This is a genomic window from Pseudomonas sp. Sample_21 (assembly GCF_004307525.1).
Classification (GTDB): domain Bacteria; phylum Pseudomonadota; class Gammaproteobacteria; order Pseudomonadales; family Pseudomonadaceae; genus Aquipseudomonas; species Aquipseudomonas atacamensis.
The window spans coordinates 54,412-73,293 of sequence record NZ_RCNZ01000065.1 but is presented as its reverse complement, the minus strand read 5'-3'; the positions used below and the strand labels follow the sequence as shown (position 1 = coordinate 73,293).

Sequence of the window (18,882 nt, the reverse complement as noted above, 5' to 3'; positions counted from 1 at the left end):
GCTGCGCCCGGATCGATCCCGGAGCGAAGGAACCCGAGCCTGCGAGGGCCGAACGCAGGAGCAAGCCTTTTCGGTTACCTTTTCGGCGTTTGGAAAAGGTGACTCGCCGTAAGGGCGAAACCGCCAGCCGCAGCACCCGCAGCAACGGATATTCACCCAAAACCCCAACAGCCTGGTCGGCCCAACGGCCGCCAAGAGCAAAACCGGCAGCCCATAAAAAAGCCCCCAAGGCCTACACCTCAGGGACTTTCAGAAAAACACCTCAAATATCAATGAGGCTCACACCCGCCGAATACTCAGTGATCGGCTCATATGAGCACTCGACCTTGTACTCCTCTTTCAAACGGCTGGCGACCATATCGAACTGCAGCACAGACGCGGCGCTGAGCATGATGTCGTTGCTGCGCTCAGGGAAGAACCCCTGCGTCGCGCCCTCTTCCGCCAACTGCTGCAGACCCTGACGCAACTGCCTGGAGACGCAACGATGTTATAAGGCATAGGCCCTGAAGTCGTTGCTGTCGCGAATCAGTAATTGCATCAGCCTGGGATGGATGAACAGCTTTTCCTTACCGACCTGCACTTCTTGCAGAACCCCAATGGCGACCAGCTCTTTGAGGTAGCGGGAGGCGGCTTGACGCTGGGCAATCTGTTTATCAACGACGTTGCTGATGCGGCAGTAGGGTTGCTCGAAAATGACGTCCACCAGCTCGCGGGAATATGTTTTTGGTAGTTGCTCTCGAACAAACTGGGTGGTGTGCTCGGACAGGCTGCGGATGGCGGCGATTTTGGCGCTGGTCCAGCGGGCGGTTTCCTCCACAGCGCTGAGCATGTAAAGCAGCCAGGGTTCCCATGCTTGCTCGCGAGTGACATCGAGCAGCAATCGATAGTACTCGGCGCGGTGCGCGATGATGTAACGGCTGAGGTAAAGGATCGGCAGGTTCAGCAAACCTTCTTGAATGAGGTACAGAGTATTGAGCACTCGTCCGGTACGGCCGTTGCCATCGGTAAACGGGTGAATCGCCTCGAACTGGTAATGCCCGACGGCCATACGCACCAGTGGATCCAGATCCGTCTCGTTGTGCAGGAAGCGCTCCCAATTAGCGAGTAGACCACGCAGGTGATCCTCACCTTCGGGAGGTGTGTAGATGATCTCGCCTGTACGGTCGTTGGCTAACTGAGTACCGGGAACACGGCGTATGTCCATATCCACACCTTTGAGAGTGCGACAAATCTCGACTGCCGTACCAGTGGAAAGTGGGCGTTCGGCCAAAGACTGGTAGCCATGATGGAGAGCCTTGCGATAGCGCAGAGCTTCTTTGGTAGCGGGGTCGGCGTGATTTTCGCCATCATGGGCGTGCTGAAAGAGCAAATCCGTGGTGGTGACTATGCTTTCGATTTCGGAGCTGTCCTTCGCTTCCAGCAATGGGATGGTGTTGATCAACACCGTTTGGTTCGGAATGACATGTGCGCCCTACGTGTCGCTTTTTTGAGTTTTTGACGACACGTCATGATCTCATGTCGCTGACGACGACATGTGCGCATGTCGTGTCTTCAAAATGGATTTCAAGCGACGTATTGTTCTCTAACTCAGCGCACGTTATGAAGAAAGACCATGCTCGGCCCAAAAGCCAAGAGCAAAACCGGCAGCCCATAAAAAAGCCCCCAAGGCCTACACCTCAGGGGCTTTCAGAAAAACACCTCAAACCTTAATGATGCTCCCGCGTCGCGCGGAATTTCACATCCGGCCAACGCTCTTCCATCAACGCCAGATTCACCCGCGTCGGCGCCAGGTAAGTCAGGTGACCACCGCCATCCAGCGCGAGGTTCTCCACCGCCTTGTTGGAAAATTCCTCAAGCTTCTTCTTGTCGTCACACTCGATCCAGCGCGCCGAATACACGGTGATCGGCTCATACGAGCACTCGACCTTGTATTCCTCTTTCAAACGGCTGGCGACCACATCGAACTGCAGCACACCGACGGCGCCGAGAATGATGTCGTTGCTGCGCTCGGGGAAGAACACCTGCGTCGCGCCCTCTTCCGCCAACTGCTGCAAGCCCTGACGCAACTGCTTGGACTTCAGCGGATCACGCAGACGCACGCGACGGAACAGTTCCGGGGCGAAGTGCGGAATGCCGGTGAAACCGAGGACTTCGCCTTCGCTGAAGGTGTCGCCAATCTGGATCGTGCCGTGGTTGTGCAGACCGATGATGTCTCCAGCGTACGCCTCTTCCAGTTGCTCACGCTCGGAGGAGAAGAACGTCAGGGCGTCGCCGATGCGCACGTCCTTGCCGGTACGCACGTGGCGCATCTTCATGCCTTTTTCGTACTTGCCGGAGCAGATACGCATGAAGGCGATGCGGTCGCGGTGTTTCGGGTCCATGTTCGCCTGGATCTTGAAGATGAAGCCCGAGAACTTCTCTTCCACCGGCTCGACAGTACGCTCGTTGGCCACACGGGCCAGCGGACGCGGTGCCCAATCGACGACAGCATCGAGCACGTGGTCGACACCGAAGTTGCCCAGCGCGGTACCGAAGAACACCGGGGTCAACTGGCCGTCGAGGAATTCCTGCTGGTTGAATTCGTGGCAGGCGCCCTGCACCAGTTCCAGCTGTTCGATGAAGCGCTCGTACTCATCGCCCAAGTGCGCGCGCGCCTCGTCGGAGTCGAGTTTCTCGATGATCTTGGTTTCGGTGCGCTCGTGACCGTGACCGGCGGTGTAAACAATGATGTAGTCGTCGGCCAGGTGATACACGCCCTTGAAATCGCGGTAGCAACCGATCGGCCAGGTGATCGGCGCAGCCTTGATCTTCAGGACTGCTTCGATCTCGTCGAGCAGTTCGATCGGGTCGCGAATGTCACGGTCGAGTTTGTTGATGAAGCTGACGATCGGCGTGTCACGCAGACGGCAGACGTCCATCAGCGCAATGGTCCGTGGCTCTACACCTTTACCGCCGTCGAGGACCATCAGTGCCGAGTCCACCGCCGTCAGGGTGCGGTAGGTATCTTCGGAGAAGTCTTCGTGGCCCGGGGTGTCGAGCAGGTTGATCATGTGTTCGCGATAGGGGAACTGCATGACCGACGTGGTAATGGAAATACCCCGCTGTTTCTCCATCTCCATCCAGTCGGATGTCGCATGGCGATCGGATTTACGGGATTTCACCGTACCGGCCACTGCAATCGCCTTGCCCATCAACAGGAGCTTTTCGGTGATCGTGGTTTTACCGGCATCGGGGTGGGAAATAATGGCGAAAGTGCGGCGTTTCGCGACTTCGGCGGCCTGTTGGGTCATGGGAAATCGCCTGGCGGTGATTCAAAAAAGGGCCGCGATTATAGCCCAACTCAGCACAATAACCGAACCGTTGAGCACATTAAGGGTGGCCAAATGCTGCCTCAGATGGGAACCTTTTCAAGCACGGAGACGTCCATCCCCTGTTACGAACTTTCGTCAGGGGCTGAAAAATCAGCAAGTTAGCCTGACGAGGCTGCGCTCATGGCTCGCTTTCGCACCGCTTGGCCGGTGCTGGAAAACGGCTACTTTTCGCGAACGCTGACTCCGGCAGCCAGGAATGGCTTGCCACGCGGAGCAGCGCTCGCCGACTACAAAAAAAGGAGTCCGCCTGTGGCTATCCGCTATGGCAAAGGGCTGATGGGAGGTGCGGTGGTGATCGCGCTCCTGGCCCTGCTGGTCCACTGGATCGGCATCAACACGATCGAACACTACCGCGACGATTTGTTGTTTTACCTGCAAGCTCATCTGATTCTCGTCCTCGCTTCAATGCTGGCCGCCCTTGTCGTGGGCATTCCCGCCGGTATCTTCCTCAGCCGCCCGAGCATGGTCGGCCGCGCCGAACGCTTCATGCAGATCTTCAATATCGGCAATACTGTGCCACCGCTGGCCGTGCTCGCGATTGCGCTGGGCATCCTCGGCATCGGCAGCGGGCCGGCGATCTTCGCCCTGTTCCTCGCCTCGCTGTTGCCGATCGTGCGCAACACCTATGAAGGCCTGAAAAATGTGCAGGGCTCGCTGAAGGAAGCCGCCGTCGGCATCGGCATGACCCCGCGCCAAGTGTTGTGGAAAGTCGAATTGCCCAACGCCGTGCCGATCATCGTCGGTGGTGTGCGTGTCGCGCTGGCAATCAACGTCGGCACCGCGCCGCTGGCGTTCCTGATCGGCGCCAACAGCCTCGGCAGCCTGATCTTCCCCGGCATCGCCCTGAACAATCAGCCGCAACTGTTGCTCGGCGCCGCGTGCACCGCGCTGTTGGCGCTGTTGCTCGATGGCGTGGTCACCCTCGCCAGCCGCCTATGGCTGGAACGCGGTCTGCGCCCGTCTTAAGGCTTTGCGAAGGAATATTTATGAAACGACTTAGCTTGATCTTAGGCTGCGTCCTGCTGTTCGCAGGAATCGCGCAAGCCGCTGAAAAACCGGTCATCCGCCTCGGCGCCCGGGTCTTCACAGAGCAGACCCTGCTCGCCGAAATCACCGCGCAATACCTGCGCAGCAAAGGCTACGACGCGCAGATCACCGGCGGTCTGGGCAGCAACCTCGCCCGCAGCGCCCACGAAAGTGGCCAATTGGACCTGCTCTGGGAATATACCGGCGTGTCGCTGGTGGCCTACAACCATGTCACCGAGAAACTCGACAGCGCGCAGTCCTACGCCCGGGTCAAAGAACTCGACGCGAAAAAAGGCCTGGTCTGGCTGACGCCGTCGAAATTCAGCAACACCTATGCCCTCGCTTTGCCGAAAAAAGTCGCCGAGCAATACCCGCAGATCGGCAATATCAGCCAGCTCAACGAAGTGCTGCGCGCCGAGGCCAAGACCAACCACCTGGTGGCGCTGGATACAGAGTTCGCCAACCGCTCCGACGGTCTCGACGGCATGGTCAAACTCTACGACATGAACCTGACCCGCAAGAACATCCGCCAGATGGACGCCGGCCTGGTCTACACCGCACTGCGTAACGGTCAGGTGTTTGCCGGTCTGGTCTACACCACCGATGGCCGCCTCAATGCCTTCGGCCTGAAATTGCTGGAAGACGACAAGCATTACTTCCCCGACTACACCGCCGCTCCCGTGGTGCGTCAGGCCACGCTGGACGCCAACCCGAAACTGGCCGAACAACTCAAGCCGCTGGCCGAACTGTTCGACGACGAAACCATGCGCCAGCTCAACGCGCGGGTCGACGTCGATCATGAAAGCCCATCGTCCGTTGCCGCCGATTTCCTGCGCCAGCACCCACTGAATTAAGAGAGGAGAAGTCATGGAATTTCTGAACGCCTTTTCCCATCTCGACTGGCAGCAGGTGATGCACCTGACCTGGCAGCACATCACTCTGGTCGGCATCGCCGTGACCCTGGCGATCGTCATCGGCGTGCCGCTGGGCATCCTGATGACGCGCTTCCCCGCCCTCGCCGGCCCGCTGCAGGCCAGCGCCACGGTGCTGTTGACCGTGCCGTCGATTGCCCTGTTCGGTCTGCTGCTGCCGTTCTACTCCAAGTTCGGCCAGGGCCTCGGGCCGCTGCCGGCAATCACCGCCGTGTTCCTCTATTCGTTGCTGCCGATCATGCGCAACACCTACCTCGCCCTCACCGGCGTCGAGCCGGGCATCCGCGAAGCCGCGCGCGGCATCGGCATGACCTTCGGCCAGCGCCTGCGCATGGTTGAACTGCCGATCGCGGTGCCGGTGATTCTTGCTGGCGTGCGCACCGCCGTGGTGATGAACATCGGCGTGATGACCATCGCCGCGACCATCGGCGCCGGCGGCCTCGGTGTGCTGATCCTCGCCTCCATCAGCCGCAGTGACATGTCGATGCTTATCGTCGGCGCGCTGCTGGTCAGTCTTCTGGCGATTTTCGCCGACCTCGTTTTGCAGTGGCTGCAACGCTCGCTGACTCCAAAAGGACTCCTGAAATGATCGAACTTCAAAACCTCAGCAAAACTTTCCAAAGCAACGGCAAAGATGTCAAAGCCGTGGACTCGGTGAGCCTGACCGTCAATGAAGGCGAGATCTGCGTGTTCCTCGGGCCATCGGGTTGCGGCAAAAGCACCACGCTGAAAATGATCAACCGCCTGATCAAACCGACCTCGGGCAAGATCCTCATCAACGGCGAAGACACCACCGATCTCGACGAGGTGACCCTGCGCCGCAACATCGGCTACGTGATTCAGCAGATCGGCCTGTTCCCGAACATGACCATCGAAGAGAACATCGTCGTGGTGCCGAAACTGCTCGGCTGGGACAAACAGAAATGCCACGACCGCGCCCGCGAACTGATGAGCATGATCAAGCTTGAGCCCAAGCAGTATCTGCATCGCTACCCGCGTGAATTGTCCGGTGGTCAGCAACAGCGTATCGGTGTGATTCGTGCGCTTGCAGCTGACGCCCCACTGCTGTTGATGGACGAGCCGTTCGGCGCGGTCGACCCGATCAACCGAGAGATGATCCAGAACGAATTCTTCGAGATGCAGCGCGCGCTGAACAAGACCGTGATCATGGTCAGCCACGACATCGACGAAGCGATCAAGCTGGGCGACAAGATCGCCATTTTCCGCGCCGGCAAGCTGCTGCAGATCGACCACCCGGACACCCTGCTGGCGCATCCGGCGGATGATTTCGTCAGCAACTTCGTCGGCCAGGACAGCACACTCAAACGCTTGCTGTTGGTGAAAGCCGAAGACGCGGCGGACAACGCGCCGTCGGTCAGCCCGGAAACCCCGGTGGCCGATGCGCTGGAATTGATGGACGAACATGACCGTCGCTATGTGGTGGTCACCTGCGCCGAGAACAAGGCACTGGGTTACGTGCGCCGTCGCGACCTGCATCGCCAGACCGGCACCTGCGCGCAATTCCTGCGTGAGTTCAACGCCACCGCAGCGTACGACGAGCACCTGCGCATCCTGCTGTCGCGCATGTACGAGTTCAACCGCGCCTGGCTGCCGGTGATGGATGCCGAACGAGTGTTCCTTGGCGAGGTGACGCAGGAATCGATCGCGGCGTACCTGAGCTCGGGACGTTCGCGCGGAATGAAGACCAGTATCGTCTCGCCGGCTGAGACGGTGGTCGCATAATCCGTCTGCGTGGTTGAAACCCGATCCCTGTGGGAGCGAGCCTGCTCGCGAAAGCGCAATATCAGTCGACGCTGATGGCGGCTGTGAAAATGCCTTCGCGAGCAGGCTCGCTCCCACAGGCTCTACGCAATTTTGTTGATCTTCACTGGGTGACAAAGAATCTCAACAGCCTCTCCCGCAAGAGCGTCATCAATTCAGCTTCTTCAAGGCCCAAATCCCCCCTCAACACCCTCTCTCGACGCCAACGTCGCCGATGTTGCCGCTATCACACTTACCCGCGATCTAGCTGACAAAAGCCCCGAACGTGCAGATATGTTTAACACTCGAAAATTCGCCGGGAACATCTGCCCGTCATCTCGGTCGGGTAGAAGGAGTGATGAACGCGACGCACGTCAGAAGCGTGCAAAAACGCGACATTTTTAGTTGATCTCGCGCCCCTCACGCCCTAAAGTTCGCGCCGAACGTCCATGCTGGAAACGATCCATCCGGCTCAAGTACTGACGACGAGACAGCGAGGCCAAGGGACAGCTGCACATCCCCAGGCCTTTTTGCTTTCGGCGACATGCCTTGGGAAGTAGGCGAACCAAAGTGGGGATACGGAGGGCGTTCATGCACCCATTGATTAACTTAGTTTGCCAGCAGGAGTTCCCAGCATGTCGATCCAGGTCGAAGACTATTTCGCGCGCGCTACATTCGACAAAATGAAGGCGTTCGCCGACAAACAGGAAACCCCGTTCGTGGTGATCGACACCGCGATGATCGCCCAGGCCTACGATGACCTGCGCGCCGGTTTCGAATTCGCCAAGGTCTACTACGCGGTCAAGGCCAACCCGGCCGTCGAGATCATCGACCTGCTCAAAGACAAGGGTTCGAGCTTCGACATTGCCTCCATCTACGAGCTGGACAAGGTCATGGATCGCGGCGTCAGCCCGGACCGTATCAGCTACGGCAACACCATCAAGAAATCCAAGGACATCCGCTACTTCTATGAGAAGGGCGTGCGTCTGTTCTCCACCGACTCCGAAGCCGACCTGCGCAACATCGCCAAGGCTGCACCGGGTTCGAAAGTCTATGTGCGCATCCTCACTGAAGGTTCGACCACGGCTGACTGGCCACTGTCGCGCAAGTTCGGCTGCCAGACCGACATGGCCATGGACCTGCTGATCCTCGCCCGCGACCTGGGTCTGGTGCCGTACGGCATCTCGTTCCACGTCGGCTCGCAACAACGCGACATCAGCGTCTGGGACGCGGCGATCGCCAAGGTCAAAGTGATCTTCGAACGCTTGAAAGAAGAAGACGGCATCCACCTCAAGCTGATCAACATGGGCGGCGGCTTCCCGGCCAACTACATCACCCGCACCAACAGCCTGGAAACCTACGCCGAAGAAATCATCCGCTTCCTCAAGGAAGATTTCGGTGATGACCTGCCGGAAATCATCCTCGAGCCGGGCCGTTCGCTGATTGCCAACGCCGGTATCCTGGTCAGCGAAGTGGTACTGGTTGCGCGCAAATCGCGCACTGCCGTCGAGCGCTGGGTGTACACCGATGTGGGCAAGTTCTCCGGCCTGATCGAAACCATGGACGAAGCGATCAAGTTCCCGATCTGGACTGAGAAGAAAGGCGAGATGGAAGAAGTCGTCATCGCCGGCCCGACTTGCGACAGCGCCGATATCATGTACGAGAACTACAAATACGGTTTGCCGCTGAATTTGGCAATCGGTGATCGTCTGTATTGGTTGTCGACGGGTGCTTACACCACCAGTTATAGCGCCGTTGAATTCAATGGCTTTCCGCCCTTGAAGTCATATTACGTATAATAATTAGCAACTCCAAAAAAACCCGTGCCCAGGCACGGGTTTTTTATTTAGATATTGGCACCACAACCATACACCAACAACAAGTTACATAGAAAACATATACCTCGCACATAAAACAACTCTAACCTACGAACTCGACGCCACTTAAAAAGGATTAAAAAGTGCAAGCGAGCTCAACTAAATCAGTCACAAAAAATGATATAAAGAAAATCAAGGACTACATCTTGACCGCGCAATCGCTACCCCGCACGATCGCGGATGTAGAAACGCAGTTACAGGCAAAAAAGACCGGCATTGTCGGGCTTGAGCCAATTGATATTGTCGAACTGAACCATAAGGTCATCAACAACGCCAACTCTTGGAGTGATATCGAATACTCCATGAAGCGCGTCGGTGGCAGCCTGGCAACCTTCTCGGAAGATCTGGAAAACTTTGGCCAGGAAATAATCGATGCCATCACAACGATGCCCGGTTACTTGAATTACCTTGGTACCATCAGCACGCTCACCGAGGATGAAATAAACAGCCTGCCACCATTGGAAATAGGCACGGCTGAGAAAAACCGATTTGCCTCGATTCAGGAGTCGCTGGTATTTATCGCCGATTCTATTGATGAGAAAAAGATCAACAGCCAGGACGTGATGATGCGCCTGCAGTACTTCAAGGCCGAACTCAACAATACCGTCGCTCCCGGCATCGGCAGCAAGATGAAACTGGCTAACAATAACGAGATCAATCGTCAGATCACCGATTTGAACCTGGCCATTGATAAAGCTCAAGCGCGCCTCGATGAGAAGATTCGAGAGGCCGAACCCAATTTCTTCGAGCACTTCCTGGCTTTTATGAGTCCATATCCGCAGGGTGTTTATCAAACGCTGGAATTATTCGAGATTAAAAACATTGCGCCGTTGCGCGAGCAACGCGACCAACTGGTGGAGCAGGTTAAACAAAAAAACATTCTCGCCGGCACTCTTCTGCAGTTGCACACAGACCTTGACAGTCTTTTAATTTATGTTGACGGCGCCATCCAAAGCACCTCGCAACTTGAAACAATCTGGGTGTCAATCTCCGAATACATCGACGCTTCAAAAAACAAAGTAATGGGCATGCATGACTTCCTCACGCTCAGAGCCTTCGTTTCAAGTTTGCGTGTTGTCTTGAAAAACTGGAAGACCATCCAAACCAATTCGAATGCACTGATCGCCGCATTCGACTGACATTTATAAAAAACAACGAAAAGGATATTCTTATGACACTAGCGAGTTACCAACTCCCCGATCTAGCCACAATTCACGACAGTCGTGAAGCCATCCGATATCAAGCGATTGTGGGCTCCGCCAATTTGTACATCAAAGCCTTGGGCGACGAGCTGCTTGGCCTCAACGCAGCCGTTGGCCAAGCCGATCAACTGGCCGCCAACGCCATAACCAGCGCTATCGTCGCACTGGAAACCGATGATCTGCGCGAGAACCTGCAAGCCCTGACAGCGTTGATGGCGCGTCAAGCAGACACCCAGACCGATGAAGCCATCAAGGTCTACTCGACAATCTCCAGCCAACTGATGGACTTGTGCACTGACCAGATTTCGCAATTGCACGCAAAACTCGAAGACGGTGTCTACAACGTCCAGAGCGCAAACATCAGCAACAATCGTTTCCGACTCGCGGAACTTGCCGACGCCAAAGTCGAACTGGAGCAGCAACTCATCACCGAGCAAGCGCCCATTGTTGAACTGAATGCTGATTTGCTCGTGTTGAACAACGCGATCAATGAGTTCGAGAAGCTGACCATTATCGACCGCCTGAAACCACTGCTGGATCAATTGAAGACCTTGCTTGGCAATAACACACCGACGCCGCAAAGCGCCGCGATGGAAGCAGGGATCATTGTTGCCAACAAATTTCTGGACGAGGCCAACGAGCTGATCAAATACCAGAGCCTGACCAAAGCCCGGGACGTCATTCAGAACCGCATCTCGCAACGTGAGGAACGCGTGTCGTCTCTGACAAGCCAGTTGCGTGAAAACGACAACAGAACCCGGCAATTGAATGACGCGCAAAAAGTCATTCCCCACCGACAGACTTATGTCAGTGAAACCAACAAACTGGTCGACGCGCTGAATGCCTTTGCCGATACGATCATGGATGGGCCACGCGATGACATCCTGGCACGCGGTGAACTCGTGCTCAAAAACAGCCAGGCACTGCGCAGCTATATGAACAAGCTTCAGGGACGCTGGCTACGCGGTTAATCGCCATCCGTTGCCCTTCATCTCAGATGAGGGGCAACGGTCCGGGCACCCAATAATGTCATTCGCTGACGGTAGGCCTGAGCCATGCTGCGGATGTCCGGATGCGGGGAGGCCAGCAGTGACTCACTGCTGACACGAAGAAAAGCCAGATTGCCTTTGCTCATTGCTTCACCCAGCCAATTGAGGGCCTCTTCGATCCGCCCCTCACCCGCCAACACCGCCGCAAAACTGAACTGCCCGCGAAAATCCCCAGCCTCAGCCGAACGCCGATACCACTCACGCGCCGCCAAAGGATCCGCCGGGCACAGCAGCCCTTCCTCCAGATAGCGCCCCAGCAGATTCATCGATTTCGCATGACCCAGTTCAGCCGCGCGCCGATACAACGCCAGCGCCTGCAGATGATCAACCGCCACCCCGCGCCCGGTCGCCAGCAGATTGGCGAGGTTGTACATCGCCCAATCCAGTCCGGCCTCCGCTGCGATCCGATAATGCTGCGCAGCAATCGACGCATCCGCAGCAATGCCCCAACCCTGCTCATGACAACGGCCGAGCATATTGCGCGCCATCAGATGCCCGCGCCCGGCAGCGATGCCGAACCAGCGCAGCGCCAGCGCTTGATCCTGGGCGATGCCCTGGCCGTCGAGCAGGATTTGCCCAAGCAACGCCTGCGCTTCAACTTCGCCCTCACCCGCTGCCAGCAAAATCGCCTGCGCAGCACGGGCCGGACTTTCGCCGAGCATGGCACTGAGTTGTTCGCCGCTGAGGATTTCCTCGCGACGCAGTTGAAAACTCATACCTCGACCCAGCGCCGCAGCAAGTTGTGATATGTGCCGGTGAGGCGGATCAGCGATGGGTGATCTGGCATGTCCTGCGTGAGTTGCTGAATCGCGTCGTCCATCTCGAACAACAACGCGCGCTGACTGTCTTCGCGCACCAGACTTTGCGTCCAGAAGAACGAGGCATAACGCGCACCACGTGTAACCGCATTGACCTTGTGCAAACTGGTGCCCGGATACAACACCATGTCGCCGGCTGGCAGCTTCACGCGCTGGGTGCCGTAGGTGTCCTGAATCTCCAGTTCGCCGCCGTCGTAATCTTCCGGTTCGCTGAAAAACAGCGTCGCCGACAAATCGGTGCGCACCCGCTCGATGCTGCCCTTGGGCTGGCGTACCGCGTTGTCGATGTGGAAATCGAAACTGCCGCCGGCCGTGTAGCAGTTCACTAGCGGCGGGAAGACTTTGTGCGGCAGTGCGGCAGACATGAACAGCGGATTTTTCCACAACCGCTCCAGCATCGCCGCGCCGATTTCCTTCGCCAGCGGGTGGCCTTCGGGCAGTTGCAGATTGTGCTTGGCCTTGGCCGACTGGAAGCCGGCGGTGATCTTGCCGTCGGCCCAATCCGCTTGCTCCAGGGCCTGGCGGATGCGCTGCACTTCGTCTTTTGCGAACAGCCCGGGAATGTGCAGCAGCATGGCGATGTCACCTGATGGCAAGAAGGCGGCAATGGTATTGATTCTTATTGACTGTGTAAAACCCCCAAGACGGATGAACAAGCAGAAACCGTAAGGGCAAATTGTAAAGAATGTAAATTCAATGCGAATAACAATGTTTCGCAATTGATACGAATACCTGTTTACCCTATATTCCGCCGCCTCAAATCCTTGGGGAGGGGAATAAAAATGGCACGTCAACACGCACAATTACCGGTCAGTTCACCACGTCTGCTCGCCTCGGCAATCGGTGTCGCAATCACCGCCGGCTCCGCTGGGCAGATGGTTTTCGCGGCGGAAAAAACCGACAGCAAAACTTCCGGCAACGCCATTGCCCTGGACGCCACCGCCATCACCGGCGAAGCCCAGGACTCGACCTCCTATCAGGTCGAAAAAGCCTCCTCGCCCAAGTACACCGCGCCGCTGGTCGACACCCCGCGCTCGGTCACCGTCATCCCGCAACAAGTGCTCAAGGACACCGGCGCGCTGAACATGCAGGACGCGCTGCGCACCGTGCCGGGCATCACCTTCGGCGCCGGTGAAGGCGGCAACCCGCAGGGCGACCGTCCATTCATTCGCGGCTTCGATGCTCAGGGTGACACTTACCTGGACGGCGTGCGCGACACCGGTTCGCAGAGCCGCGAGATCTTCGCTGTGGAAAACATCGAAGTCAGCAAAGGCCCGAACTCGGCGATTGGCGGTCGCGGCGCAGCCGGCGGCAGCATTAATCTGGTGAGCAAGAAAGCCCATCTGGGCAACTCCTTCGACGGCGGCTTCACCTACGGCTCCGACCAGACCCAGCGCTACACCCTCGACGGCAATTACCAGTTCAGCGACAGCGCTGCCGGCCGTCTCAACCTGATGAGCCACGAGAGCAACGTCGCCGGTCGCGACAAGGTCGATTACGACCGCTGGGGTATCGCACCATCGCTGGCCTTCGGTCTGGGCACTGACACCCGCGTCAACCTCGACTACTACCATCTGGAAAGCAACGACACCCCGGACTCGGGCATTCCGTACACCATTCCAACCGGTGGTTCGGCCGCACGCACCAAGTCCAACCCGGACAAGCCGTACGCCGGTGGCGATCACGACAACTTCTACGGTCTGGATCGCGATTTCCGCAAGGGCCGCACCGACACCGCGACCTTCGCCATCGAGCACGACCTGAACGATGCGCTGACCATCAAGAACACCCTGCGCCACGGCAGCAGCATGCAGGATTACATCCTCACCCAGCCGGACGACAGCAAGGGCAACGTCAACAACGGCAGCGTCTGGCGTCGGGCCAACACGCGGGTGAGCAACACCGAAACCACCACCAACCAGACCGACCTGTTCGGCACCTTCTATGTGGGCGGTTTCAAGAACAGCTTCTCCACCGGTGTCGAATACACCCGCGAGCAGAGCGAGAAATCCTCGTACAACGTCAACACCGACACCACGCCGCGTACGACCAATGTGCCTTCCAGCAGCAACTGCACACCGGCGATGATTGGTGCCTCGAGCAATTACAACTGCACCTCGCTGTCGAACCCGAACCCGAACGATCCGTGGAACGGTGCGATCTCGCGCAACTACGCCGGCACCGACACCCAGGCCGACACCTACGCACTGTACGTGTTCGACACGCTGGAGTTGTCCGAGCAATGGCTGGTGAACATGGGCCTGCGCTACGACCACTTCGACACCGACTACAAAACCTACAACGCCGCAGGGACCACCACCTCCAAGGGTGATGACACCAGCGAATTCGTCACCGGCCAGTTCGGCGTGGTCTACAAGCCGGCGGAAAACGGCAGCATCTACGCCTCCTACGCGACCTCGGCGACGCCGCCGGGCAACACTTTGGGCGAAGGCCAGGAAGGCAACCCGCTGGGCGGCACCCCGGATCGCAGCGGCAACCTGCTGAGCAGCGACATGGAGCCGGAAACCACCAAGAACTACGAAATCGGCACCAAGTGGGATCTGCTCAATGATCGCCTGTCGCTGACCGCCGACATCTTCCGCACCGAGAAGGAAAACGCTCGCGTGCAGGTCGACACCAGTTCGTACGAGAACGCCGGCAAGACCCGCGTGCAAGGCTTCGAACTGTCGGCCAGCGGCAAGATCACCGACAAGTGGCAGGTGTTCGCCGGTTACGCCTTCATGGACAGCGAACAGGTTGACGGTGGCCCGCTGGGTCGCGCCAACGACGGCAACGATCTGCCGAACACACCGAAAAACAGCGCCAGCCTGTGGACCACGTATCAGGTCACGCCGAAGCTGACGATCGGTGGTGGCGCGTTCTACGTCGACGACGTCTACGGCAGTGTCGCCAATACAACGATGGTCGATTCGTACGTGCGTTACGACGCGATGGCGGCCTACAAGCTGACCAAGAACGTCGACCTGCAACTCAACGTGCAGAACCTGACCGACGAAACCTATTACGACAAAGCCTTCTCGACCCACTTCGCCAACCAGGCGGCGGGCCGCACGGCGCTGTTGAGCACCAATTTCCACTTCTGACCGATGTGAAAACCTGTGGGAGCGAGCCTGCTCGCGAAGGCAATCTTTCAGCAACATCGATGCTGACTGACACACCGCTTTCGCGAGCAGGCTCGCTCCCACAGGGAATGTGCCGCGAGGCTCGGCCCCGTTCATTCAGTTGAACGGGGCTTTTGTGTGTTACGCAAAACGCTTCTTGATAACCCACGGCATAATGCGCGCCGTGATGACAATTTCCGAACGGACGGCGAGTGACGTGTTGAAGAAAACCCTGTTCCAGTTGCACTGGTTTTTTGGCATCACCGCAGGGCTGGTGCTGGCTCTGATGGGCATCACCGGCGCGGCCTATTCGTTTCAGGACGAGATCCTGCGCGCGCTGAATCCGTCCGTTCTGCAGGTGGAAAAACAGGTCGCCGGCGTGCTGCCGCCGGTGGAACTGGTGGAGCGCATCGAAGCCGCGTCCGGCAAGAAAGTCGCGATACTCTGGGTCGAGACCGACAGCGGTCACGCCGCACGCGTTTACTTCACCCCACCCAAAGGCGAACGGCGTGGCGAGATGCGCTACTTCGATCCGTACACTGCCGAATTCAAGGGCGATGCCACCGGCCAGGACTTCTTCGGCCTGATGCTGCAACTGCACCGCTTCCTCGCTATGGGCGACACCGGGCGCAACATCACCGGCGCCTGCACCTTAATGCTGTTGTTCTTCTGTCTCTCTGGCCTGTATTTGCGATGGCCGCGTCAGTGGAACAGCTGGCGCGTGTGGTTGACCCTGGACTGGAAAAAGAAGGGCCGCGCGTTCAATTGGGATCTGCATTCGGTGGCCGGCACTTGGTGTTTGCTGGTGTATCTGCTGCTGGCGTTGACCGGTTTGTCATGGTCGTACGAGTGGTACAACAAAGGCCTGACCCGACTGCTTTCCGATGCACCGCAAAACGAACGCGTGCGTGGCGGTCGCGGCCCGGCGCCAGAAGGTCCGGCACCGACCGCCGACTACGCAGCGATGTGGAGCAGCATCTACAGCGCTGCCGGCCCGGGTCTGGCCGCGTACAACATTCGCATGCCGGCGGTGGCCGGCCAGCCGGCGACGGTGTTCTACCTGCTCGACAGCTCGCCCCATGACCGCGCGCTGAACCAGATCACCCTCGATCCGGCCACCGGAGTGGTCAAACGCGTCGACCGCTATGCCGACAAAAGCTTCAAGGCCCAACTGCTGACCAGCATTTATGCGCTGCACGTGGGCAGCTACTTCGGCCTCGTCGGGCGCATCATCGTGACGATTGCGGCGGTGTGCATGCCGCTGTTTTTCATCACTGGCTGGCTGCTGTATCTGGATCGTCGGCGCAAGAAAAAGCAGATCAAGGATGCCCGCCAAGGTCTCGCACAACCGTCCGCCGATGCTTCGGCATGGCTGATCGGTTTCGCCAGCCAGAGCGGATTCGCCGAACAACTGGCGTGGCAGACCGCAGGACAATTGCAGGCCGCCGGATTGCCGGTCAACGTGCAGCCGCTGGCCAATCTCAGCGAACAGGATCTGCGTGAGTCGAACAACGCCTTGTTCGTGGTCAGCACCTTCGGCGACGGCGAAGCACCGGACAGCGCCCGTGGTTTCGAGCGCAAAGTGCTGGCCAAGGCCTCGACACTCGACAGCCTCAACTACGCCGTGCTCGGCCTCGGCGATCGGCAGTACGCGCACTTCTGCGGCTTCGCCAAGCGCTTGCATCAATGGCTCGGCGAGCACGGCGGCAAGACCCTGTTCGCCCCGGTGGAGGTCGACAGCGGCGATCCTTATGCGCTGCGTCACTGGCAAACCCAACTCGGCCAGCTCACCGGACAGGCGCCGAGCGAAACCTGGCAAGCACCGAGCTACGACAACTGGACGCTGGTCCGTCGCGAACTGATTAACCCCGACAGCAGCGGTGCGCCGGTCTACCTGCTCGGTCTCAAAGCCCCGGACACCCGCAGTTGGCTGGCCGGTGACCTGGTCGAAGTGCTGCCACGCAACTGCCCGTGGGCCATCGAACATTTCCTCGACGGCCTCGGCATTCGTGGCGAAACCCCGGTGAAGGTCAACGGCATCGACGAACCACTGGAAGTGGCCCTCGCCTCACGGCAATTGCCCGAACACCGCGCACATCTGGTCGGTTTGCATGCGCAGTCGCTGGTCGACGCGATGGTGCCGCTGGCGATGCGCGAATACTCGATCGCCTCGATTGCCGCTGACGGCGTGCTGGAGTTGATCGTGCGTCAGGAACAGCACAACGACGGCAGCCTCGGCATCGGCTCCGGCTGGCTCACCGAGCATGCGCCTGTGGGCGGCAGCATCAGCCTGCGCGTGCGGCGCAACAGCGGTTTCCATCTGCCGAACGAACCCGTGCCGATGATCCTGCTGGGCAACGGCACCGGCCTGGCCGGCCTGCGCAGCCTGCTCAAGGCACGCATTGCCGATGGTCAGCAACGACAGTGGCTACTGTTCGGCGAGCGCAACCGTGAGCACGACTTCCTCTGCCGCGCCGAGCTGGAAGAGTGGCTGGTCAATGGTGATCTGGCGCGGCTGGATCTGGCGTTTTCCCGCGATCAGGCTGAGAAGATTTATGTGCAGGATCGCTTGCGTGAGTCTGCGGATGAATTGAAGAAATGGTTGGCAGATGGTGCTGTGATCTATATCTGCGGCAGCCTTCAAGGTATGGCCTCAGGCGTAGACCAGGCCCTCAACGATATCCTCGGCAGCGCCGAAGTCGAACGCCTGATCGAACAGGGCCGCTATCGCCGGGACGTTTACTAACGCCTGCGAAAAGCCCCTCACCCTAGCCCTCTCCCAATGGGAGAGGGGACCGATTGGGGGATGCTGGAGATCGACGCCGACCTGAGCGTTCTTCACTGAATCCATAGCCATAATCACCGCGGTCGGCTCCCTCTCCTCCTGGGAGAGAGCTGGGCGGGCCGCGTTCCGATGAGGGAAATGGGCTACTGTTAAATCTCCACTCAACTTCACAAGGACCGTGAAGCCATGCCAAGCCGCCCTACCCTCGCCCAATTCGCCCGCCACTTACGCACCAACCAGACAGATTGCGAACACCTGCTCTGGCAGCGCCTGCGTTCCCGGCAAATCGCCAACCTTAAATTTCGCCGACAGTTTCCGTATCCGCCGTTTGTGCTGGATTTCTATTGTGTGGAGTTGAGGTTGGCGATTGAGCTGGATGGTGGCCAGCACTATGAGACGGCCGGGGTGCTTCACGATCGGCGCCGGTCGAACTTCCTGTCTCAACAAGGCATTGAAGTCGTGCGATTCAGCAATCTTGAGGTGCTTCAGCAGATGGATGATGTATTGGAGCAGATCATCAGAATTGCGGCAGAGCGGAAAATACCCTCACCCTAGCCCTCTCCCAGAGGGAGAGGGGACTGATTGGGGGATGCTCGAGATCGACGCCGACCTGAGCGTTCTTCACTGAATCCAAAGCCACAATCACCTCGGTCTTCCAGGTCGATGCATAGCGCAAGACACCTCAGTCCCCTCTCCCTCCCAGAGGGAGAGGGGACTGATTGGGGGATGCTTGAGATCGACGCCAGCCTGAGCGTTCTTCACTGAATCCAAAGCCACAATCACCTCGGTCTACCAGGTCGATGCATGACGCAAGACACCTCGGTCGGCCCTCTCCCTCCCAGAAGGAGAGGGGACTGATTGGGGGATGCTTGAAATCGACGCCGACCTGAGCGTTCTTCACTGAATCCAAAGCCACAATCACCTCGGTCTTCCAGGTCG

The 18,882-nt window shown here is 58.4% G+C and carries 13 protein-coding genes and 2 pseudogenes; 10 read left to right on the top strand and 5 right to left on the bottom strand.

Going from position 1 to position 18,882, the window contains the following annotated elements:
- Positions 1–286 precede the first annotated feature (286 nt).
- The 3 genes and pseudogenes from prfC to D8U71_RS11100 form a co-directional block, all read right to left on the bottom strand.
- A pseudogene (prfC, locus tag D8U71_RS11110) lies at positions 287–475 on the bottom strand (peptide chain release factor 3); the annotation flags it as partial.
- A 12-nt stretch (positions 476–487) separates the two neighbouring features.
- Positions 488–1,462: pseudogene (locus tag D8U71_RS11105) on the bottom strand (Fic family protein); the annotation flags it as partial.
- A 244-nt stretch (positions 1,463–1,706) separates the two neighbouring features.
- Complete coding sequence (locus tag D8U71_RS11100; RefSeq protein ID WP_016771727.1) at positions 1,707–3,290, bottom strand: peptide chain release factor 3; 1,584 nt, start codon at positions 3,288–3,290, stop codon at positions 1,707–1,709.
- A gap of 357 nt (positions 3,291–3,647) precedes the next feature.
- Here D8U71_RS11100 and D8U71_RS11095 point away from each other — a divergent pair, with 357 nt between their 5' ends.
- The 7 genes from D8U71_RS11095 to D8U71_RS11065 all read left to right on the top strand — a co-directional run bounded on the left by D8U71_RS11095 (position 3,648) and on the right by D8U71_RS11065 (position 11,140).
- A complete protein-coding gene (locus D8U71_RS11095; RefSeq protein WP_166554532.1) occupies positions 3,648–4,337 on the top strand; it encodes an ABC transporter permease in 690 nt (229 codons plus the stop codon).
- Positions 4,338–4,357: 20 nt separating this feature from the next.
- Positions 4,358–5,251, top strand: a complete 894-nt coding sequence (locus D8U71_RS11090; protein ID WP_016771730.1) for a glycine betaine ABC transporter substrate-binding protein — start codon at positions 4,358–4,360, stop codon at positions 5,249–5,251.
- A 13-nt stretch (positions 5,252–5,264) separates the two neighbouring features.
- Positions 5,265–5,918 carry an ABC transporter permease gene (locus D8U71_RS11085; protein WP_016771731.1) on the top strand — a complete coding sequence of 218 codons (654 nt, stop codon included), beginning with the start codon at positions 5,265–5,267 and terminating at the stop codon, positions 5,916–5,918.
- Complete coding sequence (locus D8U71_RS11080; RefSeq protein WP_016771732.1) at positions 5,915–7,072, top strand: ABC transporter ATP-binding protein; 1,158 nt, start codon at positions 5,915–5,917, stop codon at positions 7,070–7,072. The genes D8U71_RS11085 and D8U71_RS11080 overlap by 4 nt, the downstream gene beginning before the upstream one ends.
- A 653-nt stretch (positions 7,073–7,725) precedes the next feature.
- Positions 7,726–8,889, top strand: a complete 1,164-nt coding sequence (locus D8U71_RS11075; protein ID WP_123443380.1) for a type III PLP-dependent enzyme — start codon at positions 7,726–7,728, stop codon at positions 8,887–8,889.
- Positions 8,890–9,050: 161 nt separating this feature from the next.
- On the top strand, positions 9,051–10,106 hold the full coding sequence (locus D8U71_RS11070) for an alpha-xenorhabdolysin family binary toxin subunit A (protein WP_125927187.1): 1,056 nt from the start codon (positions 9,051–9,053) through the stop codon (positions 10,104–10,106).
- Positions 10,107–10,138: 32 nt separating this feature from the next.
- Positions 10,139–11,140: an alpha-xenorhabdolysin family binary toxin subunit B gene (locus tag D8U71_RS11065; protein WP_130887765.1), complete on the top strand. Its 1,002-nt coding sequence runs from the start codon at positions 10,139–10,141 to the stop codon at positions 11,138–11,140.
- Positions 11,141–11,157: 17 nt separating this feature from the next.
- Here D8U71_RS11065 and D8U71_RS11060 read toward each other — a convergent pair whose 3' ends face one another.
- Both D8U71_RS11060 and D8U71_RS11055 read right to left on the bottom strand, forming a co-directional pair.
- Positions 11,158–11,934 carry a tetratricopeptide repeat protein gene (locus D8U71_RS11060; RefSeq protein ID WP_130887764.1) on the bottom strand — a complete coding sequence of 259 codons (777 nt, stop codon included), beginning with the start codon at positions 11,932–11,934 and terminating at the stop codon, positions 11,158–11,160.
- The gene (locus D8U71_RS11055; RefSeq protein WP_130887763.1) at positions 11,931–12,611 is read right to left on the bottom strand and encodes a Fe2+-dependent dioxygenase; all 681 of its coding nucleotides are present in this window, start codon (positions 12,609–12,611) and stop codon (positions 11,931–11,933) included. The genes D8U71_RS11060 and D8U71_RS11055 overlap by 4 nt, the downstream gene beginning before the upstream one ends.
- A gap of 207 nt (positions 12,612–12,818) precedes the next feature.
- Here D8U71_RS11055 and D8U71_RS11050 point away from each other — a divergent pair, with 207 nt between their 5' ends.
- From D8U71_RS11050 to D8U71_RS11040, 3 genes are all read left to right on the top strand, one after another.
- On the top strand, positions 12,819–15,140 hold the full coding sequence (locus D8U71_RS11050) for a TonB-dependent siderophore receptor (RefSeq protein WP_125927183.1): 2,322 nt from the start codon (positions 12,819–12,821) through the stop codon (positions 15,138–15,140).
- A gap of 235 nt (positions 15,141–15,375) precedes the next feature.
- The gene (locus tag D8U71_RS11045) at positions 15,376–17,904 is read left to right on the top strand and encodes a sulfite reductase flavoprotein subunit alpha (RefSeq protein ID WP_130887766.1); all 2,529 of its coding nucleotides are present in this window, start codon (positions 15,376–15,378) and stop codon (positions 17,902–17,904) included.
- A gap of 225 nt (positions 17,905–18,129) precedes the next feature.
- The gene (locus D8U71_RS11040; RefSeq protein WP_125927182.1) at positions 18,130–18,498 is read left to right on the top strand and encodes an endonuclease domain-containing protein; all 369 of its coding nucleotides are present in this window, start codon (positions 18,130–18,132) and stop codon (positions 18,496–18,498) included.
- Positions 18,499–18,882 lie beyond the last annotated feature (384 nt).